General features: G+C 47.8%; 11 protein-coding genes and 1 tRNA gene. 8 read left to right on the top strand and 4 right to left on the bottom strand.

Features of this window, described 5'->3' with window-relative positions; genetic code table 11:
* Window positions 1-53: 53 nt before the first annotated feature.
* On the bottom strand, window positions 54-1,454 hold the full coding sequence (asnS, locus tag SOHN41_RS08625; RefSeq protein WP_007647847.1) for an asparagine--tRNA ligase: 1,401 nt from the start codon (window positions 1,452-1,454) through the stop codon (window positions 54-56).
* A 150-nt stretch (window positions 1,455-1,604) separates the two neighbouring features.
* Between asnS and SOHN41_RS08620 the strand changes: the two genes are divergently transcribed.
* A complete protein-coding gene (locus SOHN41_RS08620) occupies window positions 1,605-1,940 on the top strand; it encodes a hypothetical protein (protein WP_007647838.1) in 336 nt (111 codons plus the stop codon).
* A gap of 35 nt (window positions 1,941-1,975) precedes the next feature.
* Here SOHN41_RS08620 and SOHN41_RS08615 read toward each other — a convergent pair whose 3' ends face one another.
* A complete protein-coding gene (locus SOHN41_RS08615; protein ID WP_007647832.1) occupies window positions 1,976-2,563 on the bottom strand; it encodes a CoA pyrophosphatase in 588 nt (195 codons plus the stop codon).
* Window positions 2,564-2,602: 39 nt separating this feature from the next.
* Window positions 2,603-4,003 (bottom strand): aminodeoxychorismate synthase component I, encoded by a 1,401-nt coding sequence (gene pabB / locus SOHN41_RS08610; RefSeq protein ID WP_007647828.1) that lies wholly within the window; start codon window positions 4,001-4,003, stop codon window positions 2,603-2,605.
* A gap of 120 nt (window positions 4,004-4,123) precedes the next feature.
* Between pabB and SOHN41_RS08605 the strand changes: the two genes are divergently transcribed.
* The 4 genes from SOHN41_RS08605 to SOHN41_RS08590 all read left to right on the top strand — a co-directional run bounded on the left by SOHN41_RS08605 (window position 4,124) and on the right by SOHN41_RS08590 (window position 9,566).
* Window positions 4,124-5,668, top strand: coding sequence for a fumarate hydratase (locus SOHN41_RS08605; protein WP_007647826.1), 1,545 nt, complete (start codon window positions 4,124-4,126; stop codon window positions 5,666-5,668).
* A 262-nt stretch (window positions 5,669-5,930) separates the two neighbouring features.
* Window positions 5,931-7,982 (top strand): alpha/beta hydrolase family protein, encoded by a 2,052-nt coding sequence (locus SOHN41_RS08600; protein ID WP_007647821.1) that lies wholly within the window; start codon window positions 5,931-5,933, stop codon window positions 7,980-7,982.
* Between the two features lie 147 nt (window positions 7,983-8,129).
* Entirely contained in the window at window positions 8,130-8,588 is a 459-nt protein-coding gene (locus SOHN41_RS08595; RefSeq protein WP_007647818.1) for a GNAT family N-acetyltransferase, read from the top strand.
* Window positions 8,589-8,630: 42 nt separating this feature from the next.
* The gene (locus tag SOHN41_RS08590; RefSeq protein WP_007647817.1) at window positions 8,631-9,566 is read left to right on the top strand and encodes a M14 family metallopeptidase; all 936 of its coding nucleotides are present in this window, start codon (window positions 8,631-8,633) and stop codon (window positions 9,564-9,566) included.
* Window positions 9,567-9,770: 204 nt separating this feature from the next.
* Here SOHN41_RS08590 and adhE read toward each other — a convergent pair whose 3' ends face one another.
* The gene (gene adhE, locus SOHN41_RS08585) at window positions 9,771-12,374 is read right to left on the bottom strand and encodes a bifunctional acetaldehyde-CoA/alcohol dehydrogenase (protein ID WP_007647816.1); all 2,604 of its coding nucleotides are present in this window, start codon (window positions 12,372-12,374) and stop codon (window positions 9,771-9,773) included.
* Between the two features lie 319 nt (window positions 12,375-12,693).
* Between adhE and SOHN41_RS08580 the strand changes: the two genes are divergently transcribed.
* The 3 genes from SOHN41_RS08580 (at window position 12,694) to SOHN41_RS08570 (ending at window position 15,917) form a co-directional block, all read left to right on the top strand.
* Window positions 12,694-13,326: a YchE family NAAT transporter gene (locus tag SOHN41_RS08580; RefSeq protein WP_037458514.1), complete on the top strand. Its 633-nt coding sequence runs from the start codon at window positions 12,694-12,696 to the stop codon at window positions 13,324-13,326.
* Between the two features lie 266 nt (window positions 13,327-13,592).
* Window positions 13,593-15,587: a methyl-accepting chemotaxis protein gene (locus SOHN41_RS08575; protein ID WP_007647814.1), complete on the top strand. Its 1,995-nt coding sequence runs from the start codon at window positions 13,593-13,595 to the stop codon at window positions 15,585-15,587.
* A gap of 242 nt (window positions 15,588-15,829) precedes the next feature.
* A tRNA-Ser gene (locus tag SOHN41_RS08570) sits at window positions 15,830-15,917 on the top strand.
* Window positions 15,918-15,921: the final 4 nt, after the last annotated feature.

Below are 15,921 nucleotides of genomic sequence, written 5' to 3'. Positions count from 1 at the left end.
CGAAGCGCGTTTTAGATACTGATCTGCCACAAAAGCAGTTTGATCAATATAAATTAGAAGTTTGCCGTGCGTGGTGCACGTGGGAATGGGATCACATCACGGATATTCGATACGCCAGTCACGTAGGACACTAAACGCTCGAAGCCGAGACCAAAACCAGCGTGTGGCACTGTGCCGTAACGGCGCAGATCGCGGTACCACCAGTAATCTTCTTTGCTCAGATCCATTTCGGCTAAACGCATATCCAGCACATCTAAACGCTCTTCACGTTGCGAACCACCGATGATTTCACCAATGCCGGGGGCCAATACGTCCATTGCGGCAACGGTTTTACCGTCGTCGTTGAGGCGCATATAGAAGGCTTTGATATCTTTTGGATAGTTCTTCACCACCACAGGGGCTTTAAAGTGTTCTTCGGCTAGATAACGCTCGTGCTCAGAGGATAAGTCGATGCCCCAAGACACTGGGAACTCGAAGGTTTTACCACATTTCTGCAGAATGTCGACCGCATCTGTGTAATCCACTTGCGCAAAATCGCTAGAAACGAAGGATTGCAGACGCTCGATAACCGTTTTATCCACGTGCTGGGCGAAAAATTGTAAATCGTCCATACGCTCGGTCAATACGGCATTGAAGGCGTATTTCAACATGGCTTCTGCAAGGCCTGCGATATCGCTTAAGGTTGCGAAGGCGACTTCTGGTTCAACCATCCAAAATTCCGCTAAGTGGCGGCTGGTGTTTGAGTTTTCTGCACGGAATGTCGGGCCAAAGGTATAAATTTTTGACAATGCACAGGCATAGGTTTCGCCGTTTAGCTGGCCCGATACGGTGAGGAAGGCTTCTTTGCCGAAGAAATCCTTATCGTAATCGACTTTACCTTCACTCGTGCGGGGCAGGTTTTCCATATCCAGTGTTGATACACGGAACATTTCGCCAGCGCCTTCGCAGTCAGATGCTGTGATCAACGGAGTCGATACCCAAATAAAGCCTTCTTCGTGGTAGAAGCGGTGAATCGCTTGGGATAAACAGTTACGTACACGGGCAACGGCACCAATAATGTTAGTGCGTGGACGTAGGTGGGCGAGTTCACGAAGGTGCTCAATCGAATGACGCTTAGCGGCCATTGGGTAAGTGTCTGGATCATCGACCCAGCCTGCGACTTCAAGTTCGGTCACTTGCAGTTCAAATGCTTGGCCAGCACCAGGGGATTCAACGATATCGCCCGTCATAACGACAGAGCAACCCGCAGTTAGCTTTAACACTTCGTTGTCGTAATTTTCTAAGCTATTTGGCACGACACCTTGAATAGGATTAAAGCAGGAACCGTCATAGACAGCCAAAAAAGAGATGCCGGCTTTAGAATCACGACGGGTTCTTACCCAGCCACGCACTGTGACCTTAGAACCGACCGCGTGCTCACCTTTAAATACAGAAGCGACAGATGCAATGCTCATTGTTGCTTAGTTCTCCAACGAAACGTTTTATATGAAAATTTTGGAGGTTTATATTACCTTGCTGGTGGCTTTTCTCAAGCTGAAAAAGGTATCCTGAGGTTAATATTGCTAATATTTGACGATATAGCGTGTGAAACGAAGGGAGGCGATATGAGTAAAGTCAGAACATTTCAAATTATCCTCGCAACTTTATCCATTTTGGGTTGGGCCTTGGCCGTTTATGCGTTATTAGTCTTTGGTGAAGCGAGGCCCGATCGCGAGGTCGGCACCTATTTGAGCCGTGGGGCTACCTTCAGGGTGTTTTGGGATCCGCATCGGACCCAATTATTGGAATATTTAATTTGGGCCTGTGGGGGGATTAGCTTGATCAGTTTGGCGTTTAACTATTATGTTGCCCATCACAGCAAACTCGGTTACTGGTTTAATATTCCCTTGCTGTTGTTAACGTCACTGGTCGCCGGTTTATATGTACACTTTGTGATTTAGCATGCACATTGCCATTACACTGCTGCAAAACTAGGCTAAATAATATCTTCGGGAATGCTTAAGTGCCGACAGAGGTGATCGATAATTGCCGCCGTTGCACCCCAGATAAAGCGTTGTTGGTAGGGGATAAAATGCACGCAGTAGTAACGACCCTGACGTAAAAAGCGCTTCTGATGACGATTGCCCGGCACAATAAAAAAGCTTAAGGGCACAGTAAAGCAATCGGCCACCTCACCGGGATCGAGTTTAAGTTCAAATGTCTGCTTAATAATGCCGACCACGGGGGTTATTTCAAACCCAGTAAAGGTATTGTGTGCCGGAAAGGTGCCAATCACATCCACATTCTGCCTTAAGAGGCCAATTTCCTCCTCAGCCTCCCGCAGCGCCGCCGCGATCGCATCTGGATCACTTGGCTCAATTTTACCGCCGGGGAAACTGATCTGTCCTGGATGTGCCCTTAGGTGCATGGGTCTCTGGGTCAAAATTAAATTCAGCTCACCGTTAATATCTAGCAGGGGGATCAGCACTGCGGCCTTACGTAAACCAAGGTGAGGGAAGGCCGCCGGATCCTGTGCGGCTAAAGGGTGCAGATTAAATCTGAGTCTAAATTCAGCTTGATCCATTTGTGTTCCGGTGTGTGATTGACCCCAATACTGGACGCGTTACTCGGCGCCAAGTAAAGGCAAAATTCGGCTGACTTTATCGAAGCTTTCCTGATACTCGGCATTCACGTCGGAATCCGCCACTATACCGCCCCCAGCCCAACAGTAGAGTTTACCCCGTTCGGCAACAATAGTGCGAATGGTAATACTGGTATCCATCTGACCATCTTGGGAGATATAGCCCATGGAACCACAGTATAAACTTCTACGGGACGGTTCCAATTCTTCAATAATTTCCATGGCACGAATTTTGGGCGCACCCGTAATCGAGCCACCGGGAAAGGCGGCGCGCAATAAATCGCAGGCGCTGTATTTTGTATCGAGTGTTGCCGTTACTGTGCTAACTAAATGGTGAACCGCAGGAAAACTTTCAATTTCAAACAAATGTGGCACCCGCACTGAGCCTGCGATGGCGACTTTGCCGATATCGTTTCGCAGTAAATCGACAATCATGACATTCTCGGCGCGATCCTTTGGCGAATTCGCCAAGGTACTGGCAGCCTTAGCATCGAGCACTGGATCGGCATGGCGTGGCAAGGTGCCCTTAATGGGTTTAGTTTGGATGTTATCCCCGCGAAGCTGAATGAAACGCTCGGGTGAAATGGATAAAATCGCGTTGTGTGGCAGGCGCATAAAAGCCGAGAAGGGGGCCTTATTAGCGTGGCGTAATTGGCAATAGGCGGTCCATTCATCGCCTTGGTAATGTGCTTCGAATCTTTGGGTTAAATTTATTTGATAGCAGTCACCACTGTGTAAATAGGCTTGGACCGCATTAAATTTATCGATGTATTGGGCTTTGTTGATTTGCGCTGCCCATGGGCTTGTGAGCCTGAATGGGGTAGTGATCGGCGTCTGGGTGATTTTTGCGTGAATTTTTTTCAATTCAGCATCGAGTGCCTCTTCCCCTAGATAATGCACTAAATACCAGTGCTGGTGCTGGTAATCAAAGATCAACGCCCAGTCATAGAAGCCGATATTCATCTCGGGTAACTGAATATCCTGCATGGCGCTTGAGGGAATGGTTTCGATACGACGGCCCAAGTCATAGCTAAAACTGCCCATGGCACCGCCGCTAAAGGGAAATTGGCTGGCAAATGAATGAGGGTACCAATGGGTTAATAGGGTACTGACTAAGGCAAAAGGATCATCGGTTGCATTGATATCCACGGGTAAATCCAGATGGGGGAGAACTCGTTGGATATCACTTCGCTCACCTTGGGTCACTAAGGTTGCGATGGGATTGGCGCAAATAATATCAAATCTGGCGTCCTGATGCGGTGCATTTGCCGAGTCTAATAGGATCGCCCAATTGTCTGCGGCGAAGTGTTGAAAGACTGCCGCTGTGCTTAATGTCCAGTCAAGTTGGCGTGATGCAAGCTGTTTTGACGCCCTAATTGCCATCGATTAACCCTATCTAAAATGTGATGTAGCCCAAAAAGATGGGAAAGAGTATCATATTGGCCCAGAAAGAATTAACAAAAAAACAAGTAAGGCCACATAGGCTGCTGGAGCGCTCCTACTATGTCATCTCACGATAAAACCTCTGAAAACACTGTGATTAAACAAGCCGACTTTATTGAAAGTGTGGCCGATGCCCTGCAATACATTTCCTATTACCACCCTAAGGATTTTGTCGATGCCATGAGCCAAGCTTATGAGCGTGAGCAAAGTGCGGCGGCGAAGGATGCGATCGCACAAATTCTGATTAACTCGCGTATGTCTGCCGAAGGTAAACGCCCGCTGTGCCAAGATACGGGCATAGTCACGACGTTTGTAAAAATCGGTATGGGTGTTAAATGGGACAAAACCGATATGACCATTCAGCAAATGGTTGATGAAGGGGTGCGTCGCGCTTATACCAATCCAGATAACCCACTGCGTGCATCGATTGTGGCCGATCCTGCGGGTAGCCGTAAGAACACCAAAGACAACACGCCATCCGTCGTGCATATCGATATGGTGCCAGGCAACCATATTGAAGTCGCCATTGCGGCCAAGGGTGGCGGCAGTGAGAACAAAGCTAAGATGGTGATGTTAAACCCATCGGACGATATCGCCGCTTGGGTAGAAAAAACGCTGCCAACCATGGGCGCGGGCTGGTGTCCACCGGGTATGCTCGGTATCGGTATCGGCGGCACCGCTGAAAAAGCGGCCGTACTCGCGAAAGAAGCGCTGATGGAAAGCGTGGATATCCATGAGTTAATGGCGCGCGGCGCGCAAACGACCGAAGAAAAACTGCGTTTAGATATTTTCGAGCGTGCCAATAACCTAGGTATTGGTGCTCAAGGTCTTGGCGGGTTAACCACAGTGCTAGACGTGAAAATCAAGTCTGCACCGACCCACGCGGCATCAAAGCCTGTGGTGATGATCCCGAACTGCGCCGCGACTCGCCACGTTCACTTCCACTTAGATGGCACGGGTCCTGCGGATTTAGCGCCTCCATCACTTAGCGACTGGCCTGAAATTACCCGCGAAGTGGGTAGCGATGTACGCCGTGTTAACTTAGACACTGTGACGCAAGCGGATATTGAACAGTGGAAGAGCGGTGAAACGATTTTGCTTAGCGGTAAAATGCTCACCGGCCGTGACGCTGCCCATAAACGTATCCAAAGCCTGATTGAAAGCGGCGAAGGTTTACCGGAAGGTGTGGACTTTACTGGCAAGTTTATCTACTACGTTGGCCCAGTTGATCCAGTAGGCAATGAAGTTGTGGGTCCTGCTGGCCCAACCACGGCGACCCGTATGGACAAGTTCACTGATCTGATGCTGGATAAGACGGGTCTGATGGGTATGATTGGTAAGGCCGAGCGTGGTCCAGCGACGGTTGAGTCTATCAAGAAGCACAAGGCCGTTTATCTGATGGCCGTTGGCGGCGCGGCTTACTTAGTGTCGAAAGCCATTAAGAAATCCCGCGTGGTGGCCTTTGCCGATTTAGGTATGGAAGCGATTTACGAGTTTGACGTTGAAGATATGCCAGTGACTGTGGCGGTCGACTCAAACGGCGTAAATGCCCATGAAACGGGCCCTGCGATTTGGAAAGTAAACATCGCTAACGCAAAAGCCTAAGTTGATGTCTCCCTTGTAAAACTCGGCGTTTTTTTAAGCGAAACCTGTGTAAAAAGGGAGGTGAGTGGCACTCGATGGGGCCATTCGAGGTTTACTGACAATTTGTCACAAAAAAATACGCTCAAGTGTGCCTTTTGGCTTGCTTGAGCGTTTTTGTTTCGTTAGTGTGGCAAACTTATCTTCATAAAAGGCGATTGATGATTGTCTTTACCCTTCATTCGGTACAACTACCGAATGTGTTTAACAAAAGATGGATATAACAATGAAAATAGCTCCTCTCCTATTGGCGCTTGGCGCTGCAGGTTTGGCCTGTTCAGCCCACGCGGCCGATCCTAAGCCTTTTACTGTGCAACAGCTGGTTAAACTCAACAAATTGCATTCGGCAACTGTGTCCCACGACGGCACAAAATTGGTCTACGGTCTTAAAACCGTTAATGGCAAGGGAGAGGCGAGCTCGGATTTATTTATATTAGATCTGACGCAAGCAGACGCTAAGCCAATGCAGCTTACATCGGCAACTGGCACTGAGCATGATGTTAGCTTTGCCAGCGACGATAAATCGATTTACTTCCTTGCCAGTCGTAGTGGTTCAAGCCAACTGTTCCAATTGCCATTAACCGGTGGTGAAGCGATTCAAGCTTCTGATTTACCTTTGGATATCGATGGTTACAAACTCTCAAACGATGGTAAGCAAATCGTACTCAGCATGCGCGTCTTCCCAGAGTGTAAAGACTTAGCCTGTTCAAAAGACAAGTTTAAGGCTGAAGAAGAGCGTAAATCTACGGGTCGTGAGTATAAACAGCTGATGGTTCGCCACTGGGATACCTGGGAAGACCATGCCCGTAATCACTTATTCGTAGGCGCCCTCAACGAGGAGAAGCTGACCAAAGTGATGGATATCACCCAAGGTTTAGACACAGAAACCCCGCCAAAACCTTTCTCTGGCATGGAAGAAGTCACCTTCACCCCAGACGGTAAGTTCGTGGTTTATAGCGCAAAGGCGCCAAGCAAAGATCAAGCCTGGACCACCAACTATGATTTGTGGCAAGTGCCAGTAACGGGCGGCTCGGCGACTAATTTAACCGCCGATAACATTGCTTGGGATGCACAGCCAACCTTCTCGAGTGATGGTCGTTACATGGCCTATTTGGCGATGACTAAACCCGGCTTTGAAGCTGACCGTTACCGCATCATGCTGCGCGATACCACTACGGGCCAGTCAAAAGAAGTGGCGCCGCTGTGGGACAGAAGCCCAAGCTCGCTGATGTTTGCGCCGGATAACCGTACCCTATTCGTGACGGCGCAGGACATCGGCCAAGTATCTATTTTCAAAGTGAATACCCAATTTGGCGACGTGCAATCGGTTTACAGCGACGGCAGCAATAGCCTGATTGCCATCGCCGACGAGCAGTTGATCTTCGATAATAAAACCTTAGTTGAGCCGGGCGATCTGTATCGCATTAACACCGACGGTCAAGGCCTGAAGCGTCTGACCGAAGTCAACAAAGACAAGCTGGCCGAGATCAAATTCGGTGAATTCCAACAATTTAGCTTTAAGGGTTGGAACAACGAAGATGTTTACGGTTACTGGATCAAACCTGCTAACTACCAAGAAGGCAAACAGTATCCGATTGCCTACTTAGTCCACGGTGGACCGCAGGGGTCATTTGGTAACGCCTTCAGTGGTCGTTGGAACGCCCAGTTATGGGCAGGCGCGGGTTATGGCGTGGTGATGGTGGACTTCCATGGTTCTACCGGTTACGGCCAAGCCTTTACCGATTCTATCAGCCAAGATTGGGGCGGTAAGCCATTAGAAGATCTGCAAAAAGGTTTGGCGGCGGTAAGCCAACAGCAAAAATGGCTCGATCCACAGAAAGCCTGTGCCTTGGGTGGCTCTTACGGCGGCTACATGATGAACTGGATCCAAGGTAACTGGAACGATGGCTTTAAGTGCCTCGTTAACCACGCGGGTCTGTTCGATATGCGCTCCATGTACTATGTGACCGAAGAAGTCTGGTTCCCAGAGCATGAGTTTGGCGGCACTTACTCAGATAACAAAGCCTTATATGAGAAGTTCAACCCAGTAAACTATGTGGAAAACTGGAAGACGCCAATGCTGGTAATCCATGGCGAGAAGGATTTCCGTGTACCTTATGGCCAAGGTTTAGCTTCATTCAGCTATATGCAGCGCAAGGGGATCCCCTCTGAGCTGCTGATTTTCCCCGATGAAAACCACTGGATCCTAAAGCCAGAAAACCTAGAACAATGGTATGCCAATGTGTTCCGTTGGATGGATAGCTGGACTAAGAAGTAATCGAGAATGATGGACTGAATGGACTCAGGTATTCAGTCTGTTCTCTTATTGCGAAAGCCAGAACTCTGTTCTGGCTTTTTAATAATAGGATTGTTAACTGTACAAGTTGAATGCTTACAGTTAAACACACTCAGTCAAGGAATGAAGATGCATATCAGAGCGGCGAGTACAGCAGATATTGAGGCGATAAGCGCGTTAATCACACACCTTACACAAGTTTATATCGCTCCCACGTGCACAGCCGTTGGCACAGAAACCTTAGTCAAAGCCATGTCGGTTGAGTCGGTGGCTCATTATTTTGCCTTAGGTTATCAATATCATGTCGCATTGAACGAGGCTGGCGAGCTTGCGGGTGTGGTGGGGATAAAGGATAACAGTCATCTTTATCATCTGTTTGTGGCAGATTCTGCTAAGGGGCAAGGCTTATCGCGTCAGCTTTGGGAGCTCGCCAAAGCCGAGTGTCTAGCCAAGGGTAATCCCGGTACTTTTACCGTCAATTCGGCAATCAATGCGTTACCTGTATATCAGCGTTTTGGCTTTATCGCCCTCGGGGACATTCGTGAGCGCGGCGGGATCCGCGATATTCCGATGCAGTTGGTGCTTTAATGTATAACAATCTTTAACCATAGAACGAAAAGAAGAGGAAATATGGCAAATTTAACGTTTTACCCAATCGGTACCACTGGTGAAAAGTGGGGCGATGCCGAAAAGGCCGCATGGCTTGCCAGCACACAAATTAAACGTTCTTACCAAGAGAACGTGGTTACACCACTTAAGGCAATGGAACCCGCATTAGCGGCATTAGGACTTAGTATTGTGCAATATGGAGCATTATCCATTAATACACAGCGTTATCCGTTACTGGCGGTAAAAACTGCCCAGTTTGATCCGAAAAAGTTGACGGTGTTAGTCACTGGTGGTGTACATGGCTATGAGACCAGTGGTGTGCATGGCGCCTTGGCTTTTTTAACCAATAAAGCGGCTCAGTATGTTGAACACGTTAACCTAGTGGTCGCGGTGTGCGTCAGTCCTTGGGGCTATGAGACCATCAATCGTTGGAACCCAAAGGCTATCGACCCAAATCGTTCTTTTTATGCCAATAGCCCGGCGGAAGAATCTGCTTCATTAATGGCATTAGTGGCGAGTGCTCCACAACGCTTTGATGTGCACGTGGATTTGCACGAAACAACCGATTCAGATGAATTAGAATTTCGCCCCGCATTGGCCGCTCGTGATGGCCAGGAGTATATAAAAGGGACGGTTCCCGATGGTTTTTATGCCGTAGGGGATACCGAGGATCCACAGGATGCGTTCCAAAAGGCGATTATCGAGGGGGTAAGCAAAGTGACTCACATTGCTCCTGCCGATGAAAAAGGGGAGATCATTGGCTCGACAGTGGTGCAACACGGGGTGATCAATTATCCGCTTAAGTCATTAGGGCTTTGCAGCAGTGTTACCGGCTGTATCTATAACACCACGACAGAAGTGTACCCTGATAGCCCGTCGACCACGCCAGCGGAATGTAACTTAGCGCAAGTTGCGGCAATCACCAGTGCCATAGATTATGTGCTCGCACTGCATTAGTCGCTGCTTTTATTGATAATAAGTTGAGTGAGGATAAATTGCGTTAACGGTTAGCGGAGTGATTTTACCTTAGATCCATTAACGCATCGACTAATCTACCGCGTACGCTACTAGTCAATTGCAGTTCATTAGCGAATAAAAAGCCCTCGAATGAGGGCTTTTCCATTTAAGTCGTGTGACTCAGTTGCTTAGATGACAGACAGCCTAGTTGTTGTCACTATAAGCTTTGCCATAGTAGCTATCGAGCAGCAGTTGTTTTAGCTCGTTAATCAGTGGGTAACGTGGGTTTGCCCCAGTGCATTGATCATCAAAGGCATCCTCTGCTAATTCATCTAACTTGGCGAGGAAGTCGGCTTCGTTGACACCGGCTTCTTGGATAGAAGCAGGAATGCCAAGCGTCTTCTTGAGCAACTCGATTTTCTCAAGCAATTTTTCGACTTTTTCCTCATCGGATGTCCCGCCTAACTGTAAATGATCTGCGATGGCAGCGTAGCGGCACAGGGCTTTTGGCCTGTCATATTGGCTAAAGGCCGCTTGTTTTGTGGGTAAATCCGTTGCATTAAAACGGATCACGTTACTGATCAGTAGCGCATTCGCTAATCCATGGGCAAGGTGGAACTCGGCACCTAGTTTATGGGCCATAGAATGGCAGATCCCGAGGAAGGCGTTGGCAAAGGCGATACCCGCAATAGTGGCGCCATTGTGGACCTTCTCGCGGGCGATGGGGCAATTCGCACCGAGATTGTAGGCATCGGGTAGGTACTTGCAAAGCAAATCTAGGGCCTGCAGTGCTTGACCATCGCTGTATTCATTCGCCATCACGCTAACATAGGCCTCCAGTGCATGGGTCACTGCATCTATGCCACCAAAGGCGGTGAGGGATTTAGGCATATCCATCACTAAATTAGGATCAACAATCGCCATATTTGGGGTGAGTTGATAATCGGCAATCGGGTATTTTTTACCCGTTTGTTCATCGGTCACCACGGCAAAAGGAGTCACTTCAGAGCCTGTGCCTGAGGTGGTTGGGATGGCCACCATCATGGCTTTAGTGCCCATTTTCGGGAATTTATAGATACGTTTGCGGATATCCATAAAGCGCAGTGCCAAGTCGGCAAAATCGACATCGGGATGTTCGTACATCACCCAAATAATCTTAGCCGCATCCATGGGCGAGCCGCCGCCGAGCGCGATAATCACATCGGGTTTAAAGCTTTGGGCGACCTTAGCTCCTTGGCGAACAATAGCTAAGGTGGGATCGGCTTCAACATCATAGAAAATTTCGGTTTCAAGACCCTGAGCTTTTAAAATACGAATGGTTTCATCACAGTAGCCTTGGTTGAATAAAAATCTATCTGTGACGATAAGTGCTCGTTTTTTATCGCTTAATTCCTCTAGTGCTATGGGGAGACTGCCGCGGCGGAAGTAAATGGATGATGGAAGTTTATGCCACAGCATATTTTCGGCCCTCTTAGCGACGGTTTTTTTGTTGATCAAATGACTCGGCCCCACGTTTTCTGAAATCGAGTTACCGCCCCAAGAACCGCAGCCGAGGGTTAGCGAAGGTGCCAATTTAAAGTTATAGAGATCGCCAATACCACCTTGAGAAGCGGGGGTGTTGATTAAGATCCGCGCAGTTTTCATTCTAAAACCGAAGGTTTTCACCCGCTCGGTTTGGGTATCCTGATCGGTGTAAAGTCCAGAGGTATGGCCAATGCCGCCAAGCGCCACTAGGGCTTCGGCTTTATCGACAGCCTCATTAAAATCTGCGGCTCGGTACATGCCGAGTAACGGCGAGAGTTTCTCGTGGGCAAAGGCTTCAGCTTCGGTAATCTCTGTGACTTCACCAATCAACACTTTGGTCCAATGGGGGACGTCAAAACCCGCCATTTGGGCGATCGTTGCTGCGCTTTGACCGACGATATCGGCATTTAAGCCACCATTTTTAAGGATGACTTGTTGCATTGCTGCGGTTTGCGAAGCACTCAAGATATAACCGCCATGGGTCGCGAAGCGCTCTTTGACTTGTTCATAGATACTTTCGACCACAATCACAGCTTGCTCCGAGGCACACACCACCCCGTTATCAAAGGTCTTAGACATCAGAATGGAGCTAACGGCGCGTTTAATATCGGCGGTCTCATCGATAACGATCGGCGTATTTCCCGCGCCCACACCAATGGCGGGTTTACCCGAAGAATAAGCGGCTTTCACCATCCCAGGGCCACCGGTTGCAAGGATAAGATTCACTTTGGGGTGAGTCATTAACTGATTCGAGAGTGCAACGCTGGGCTCATCAATCCAGCCGATAATATCCTTTGGGGCACCCGCAGCAACGGCGGCGTCGAGCACTAATTTGGCTGCCGTTGTGGTGGCGGTTTTTGCCCTTGGATGGGGAGAGAAAATAATCGCATTGCGGGTTTTAAGGCTGATTAGTGCCTTAAAAATGGCCGTCGATGTGGGATTTGTGGTGGGGACTATGCCACAAATAATGCCCACAGGTTCGGCGATAGTGATAGTGCCGAAGGTGAGATCCTCCGATAAAATACCGCAGGTTTTCTCATCTTTGTATTTGTTATAAATATATTCGGAGGCAAAGTGGTTTTTGATGACCTTGTCTTCGATAATTCCCATACGGGTTTCGCTGGCAGCCATTTTGGCTAGTGAGATCCGGGCATCGGCGGCGGCGAGGGCTGCCGCACGGAATATGGCATCGACTTGTGTCTGGCTGAAGGTGGCATATTCGGCCTGTGCTTTGGCTACACGCTCGACCATCAGGTCCAGTTCTTGTGCATTGGTCACTAACATGATTAACACTCCTAAAAAGATTTAGGGAATGATTCGATTCGCTAAAGCTTCTTTATGGTAGAAAATTACACTTAAAGCGGGGATTAAAGTGTGACAATCCCGTCAAATTTCGGCTTTTATGTAATAAAACTACAGTGAAAAGGATCTATTTTTATCGCCGAGATTCGAGATAGGCACTAGATGTGTGGAAGAAATATTATTTAAACTTGTGATTAAACCTTAAAAATCTCATTTTTCAGTCATCTGTGCTTGAGATACTATACTTGCCCTTAAGTTTACTTTGATGAAATTGGCGTGACACGCACATAAGGATCCCAACTTGGAGTTAACACTTTACGTTAAATTTTTTCTCGGCCTCGTTGCCATTATCAATCCTATAGGATTACTGCCCGTTTTTGTAAGCTTAACGAGTCATCAAACTGAGGCTGAACGGAATCATACCGGGAAAGTGGCTAACTTTGCTGTGGTCATTATCTTGTTGGTGACCATAGTGGCGGGGCAGCATATTTTGAATATGTTTAGCATTTCGCTGTCCGCTTTTAGGATCGCCGGTGGCAGCTTGATTGCGATTATTGCTATGTCGATGTTGCAGGGTAAACTGGGCGAAGTGAAACGCAACCAAGAGGAAGATCGCGAGTCATCGGCGATGGAATCCGTTGCCGTGGTGCCACTCGCACTGCCTTTAATGGCGGGCCCTGGTGCCATCAGTTCGGTGATAGTGTTTGCCGCAGAACATAATACCTTGTCTAACATCATCGCGATGTTTATCACTGTGATCGTGTTTGGTTTAGTGAGTTTTGGCCTCTTTAGAATGGCTTCCATCATCTATAAAATACTCGGTAAAACGGGGATTAACGTCATTACCCGTCTGATGGGATTACTGATGTTATCCATAGGTATTGAAGTGATTGCCGCAGGTGTAAAGGGCCTATTCCCGCAACTGTTTAGCTAACCGAACACAGTTTAAGAAGCGCATTGGATTGACTCTGATGCGTTTTTTTTCATTTTATTTGTAGATAAATTGATGAGAAACAATATCTGTGCTGCTTTTTACCCCCCGATTACCTCCTATGGATAATTAATGGCAGAACTCTCGCCTCAGAAAAAGATTAAAATGCTGTTTTTAAAATAAATTTAAATTTTATATCCCTTAACGTCCTTAGGTGGATCTTATGCTATACATAGAGCATCTTTAATTCTGTTTAGAAGGATATCTCTATGAAATGGCAATGGATTGGCAATCTTAGCTTGAAGCAGAAGTTACTTATGGTTGTGTTGCCTCCGCTATTCGCGTGTTTTTTATATGGGGCACTCTTCCTTATTGAAAAATATGAATATCGTCAGGATTTACAACTGGTGGTTCAGTTAAGTGAACTGGCAGTCACAAACAGTAACTTAGTCCATGAGTTGCAAAAAGAACGCGGTATGAGTGCCGGTTTTATTGGCTCAGCGGGCAAAGCCTTTGCGGGTAAAATACCTAGCCAAAGACAATTGACGGACACTCAGCTAAAACTTTACCTATCCTTCATTGATAACAGCAGCTTACCCGAAACGTTTGCGCCTAAACTGCGGGAAATTAGCACTCAACTTGGGCAACTCCAACAGATCCGTACTAAGGTCGATAGTCTATCCATCAGCGTAGCCGATGAAGTGGCCTACTATACGGTGCTTAACAAGTTGCTATTAGCCGTAGTGGATGAAACCGCCAAAGCGGGTGCCAATCAAGAAATTGCGATTAAAGCCGCGGCCTTTAGTGCCTACTTACAGATGAAGGAACGGGCGGGTATTGAGCGGGCTGTACTCAGTTCAACCTTTGGCCAAGCGGGATTCAAACCAAAAATTTACGCCAAATTTATCACCTTAGTCTCTGAGCAAAACAGCTACTTAGAGCGCTTTCAAGCCTTAGCAACCCCAACATTAGTCGAGGCGACCAAACGCATTCAAAATTCTAACGAAGTGAGGGATGTAGAAGCACTTCGCCAAATAGCCCTCGATCAGGACATTCAAAAAATTCTGCAACAGAACCCCGAGGATTGGTTTGCTAAGTCAACAGCCCGAATTGACCGTTTAAGGGATTTTGAGCAACAGATATCGACGGATTTACTGAACGTGACTCACGAACGGTTAATCTTAGCCAATGAACATATGTTCTTTGTCCTAGTGACATTATGCGTTGTACTCGCCGTGGTATTGATGCTTAGTTTATCGGTGATCCGCTATTTACACGACAGTGTGCATCATCTCTATTCGACTGTGACTCAGGCTCGAAAGCACTATGATCTGAGTGTTCGCTTAAGCCAAACCAGTTCCGACGAATTTGGTGAGCTTGCCATTGCTTTTAATAGCATGATGACTGATTTTGAAAACGTTATCCTACAAGTTCGGGCCAGTGGCGCTAAATTACAACAGGCGGTCGAGCAAATGGACCTCTGTACCCATGCCATGGAGCAGGACGTGATGGAAGGACACAGCGAAGCGGAGCAAGTTGCATCGGCGATGACCGAAATGAGCGCAACAGTCGCTGAAATCGCCGCGAACGCGGTCCAGGCTTCTGAAGCTTCAAATTCTGCAAACAGCGAGGCTAAGGCGGGTAATCTGGAGGTTGGCCGCACCAGCAAAGCGATTAAGGAATTGGCCGATGATATTAACGGCGCATCTCAGGCGATAAATGAACTGGATAAAGAAATTCACGGCATTGTTGTGGTGCTCGAAGTGATCAGCAGTATTGCCGAACAAACCAATCTGCTTGCACTCAATGCCGCCATTGAAGCGGCCCGCGCTGGGGAAATGGGACGGGGATTCGCCGTTGTTGCTGATGAAGTCAGAAGCCTAGCCCAGCGTTCGCAGACCTCAACTGCCGACATTAAAAACATGACCGACAGGTTAAAATTGGGGGCGAGTATAGCCGTAAAGGCAATGGAGCGTGGGCTGGCACAAGCCCAGATTAGTGTGCATGAATCGGAACAGGCAGGAGTGGAGCTGAAGCGCATTGTCGAACAAGTCGACATTATTGACCGTATGAACGAACAAATTGCTACGGCAACCCATGAGCAATCCGCCGTCTCCGAAGATGTTAACCGTAATGCTTTGAAGATCAGTGAAATTTATTTGAATACACAAAGGATTTCCGATGAATTACGCGAGCTAACTAAAGCGTTAACATTCGATGCTGAGCTCATGTCTAAAGAAGTGCATAAATTTACGGTGAATTAAGGGGAAGGTGATACACCTTGTCTATTTAATCCACGGATAAGGCCGATTGATAGGGCGGTTTGATTAGCAATTGCGCAACCGCCTGAAATCAACTCTTTTTTACTTGACCACCCACAGGCTTTTGCGTACAGTACCGCTCCGTTAACGACAAAAGCCTCTCGGCAAGGCGATTAATTGACGTTAATGGTTTAAAGGTAAAATTCCCGTGAAAGATTAACCACGTAAACATAAATCAACAATCTGGTGAGATGTCCGAGTGGCCGAAGGAGCACGCCTGGAAAGTGTGTATACGGAAACGTATCGAGGGTTCGACTCCCTCTCTCACCGCCAAATT

Origin of the sequence: Shewanella sp. HN-41 (assembly GCF_000217915.1) — a bacterium.
In the GTDB taxonomy this organism is placed as follows: Bacteria; Pseudomonadota; Gammaproteobacteria; order Enterobacterales; family Shewanellaceae; genus Shewanella.
The sequence above is the reverse complement of the archived record's forward strand: the minus strand, read 5'-3'. Positions and strand labels throughout refer to the sequence as shown.

Bases quoted from the DNA above. Each gene is read 5' to 3' on its own strand.
- SOHN41_RS08615 (WP_007647832.1), bottom strand. From the start codon at position 2,563: ATGGATCAAGCTGAATTTAGACTCAGATTTAATCTGCACCCTTTAGCC.
- pabB (WP_007647828.1), bottom strand. From the start codon at position 4,003: ATGGCAATTAGGGCGTCAAAACAGCTTGCATCACGCCAACTTGACTGG.
- SOHN41_RS08590 (WP_007647817.1), top strand. From the start codon at position 8,631: ATGGCAAATTTAACGTTTTACCCAATCGGTACCACTGGTGAAAAGTGG.
- SOHN41_RS08620 (WP_007647838.1), top strand. From the start codon at position 1,605: ATGAGTAAAGTCAGAACATTTCAAATTATCCTCGCAACTTTATCCATT.
- SOHN41_RS08575 (WP_007647814.1), top strand. From the start codon at position 13,593: ATGAAATGGCAATGGATTGGCAATCTTAGCTTGAAGCAGAAGTTACTT.
- SOHN41_RS08605 (WP_007647826.1), top strand. From the start codon at position 4,124: ATGTCATCTCACGATAAAACCTCTGAAAACACTGTGATTAAACAAGCC.
- asnS (WP_007647847.1), bottom strand. From the start codon at position 1,454: ATGAGCATTGCATCTGTCGCTTCTGTATTTAAAGGTGAGCACGCGGTC.
- adhE (WP_007647816.1), bottom strand. From the start codon at position 12,374: ATGTTAGTGACCAATGCACAAGAACTGGACCTGATGGTCGAGCGTGTA.
- SOHN41_RS08600 (WP_007647821.1), top strand. From the start codon at position 5,931: ATGAAAATAGCTCCTCTCCTATTGGCGCTTGGCGCTGCAGGTTTGGCC.
- SOHN41_RS08595 (WP_007647818.1), top strand. From the start codon at position 8,130: ATGCATATCAGAGCGGCGAGTACAGCAGATATTGAGGCGATAAGCGCG.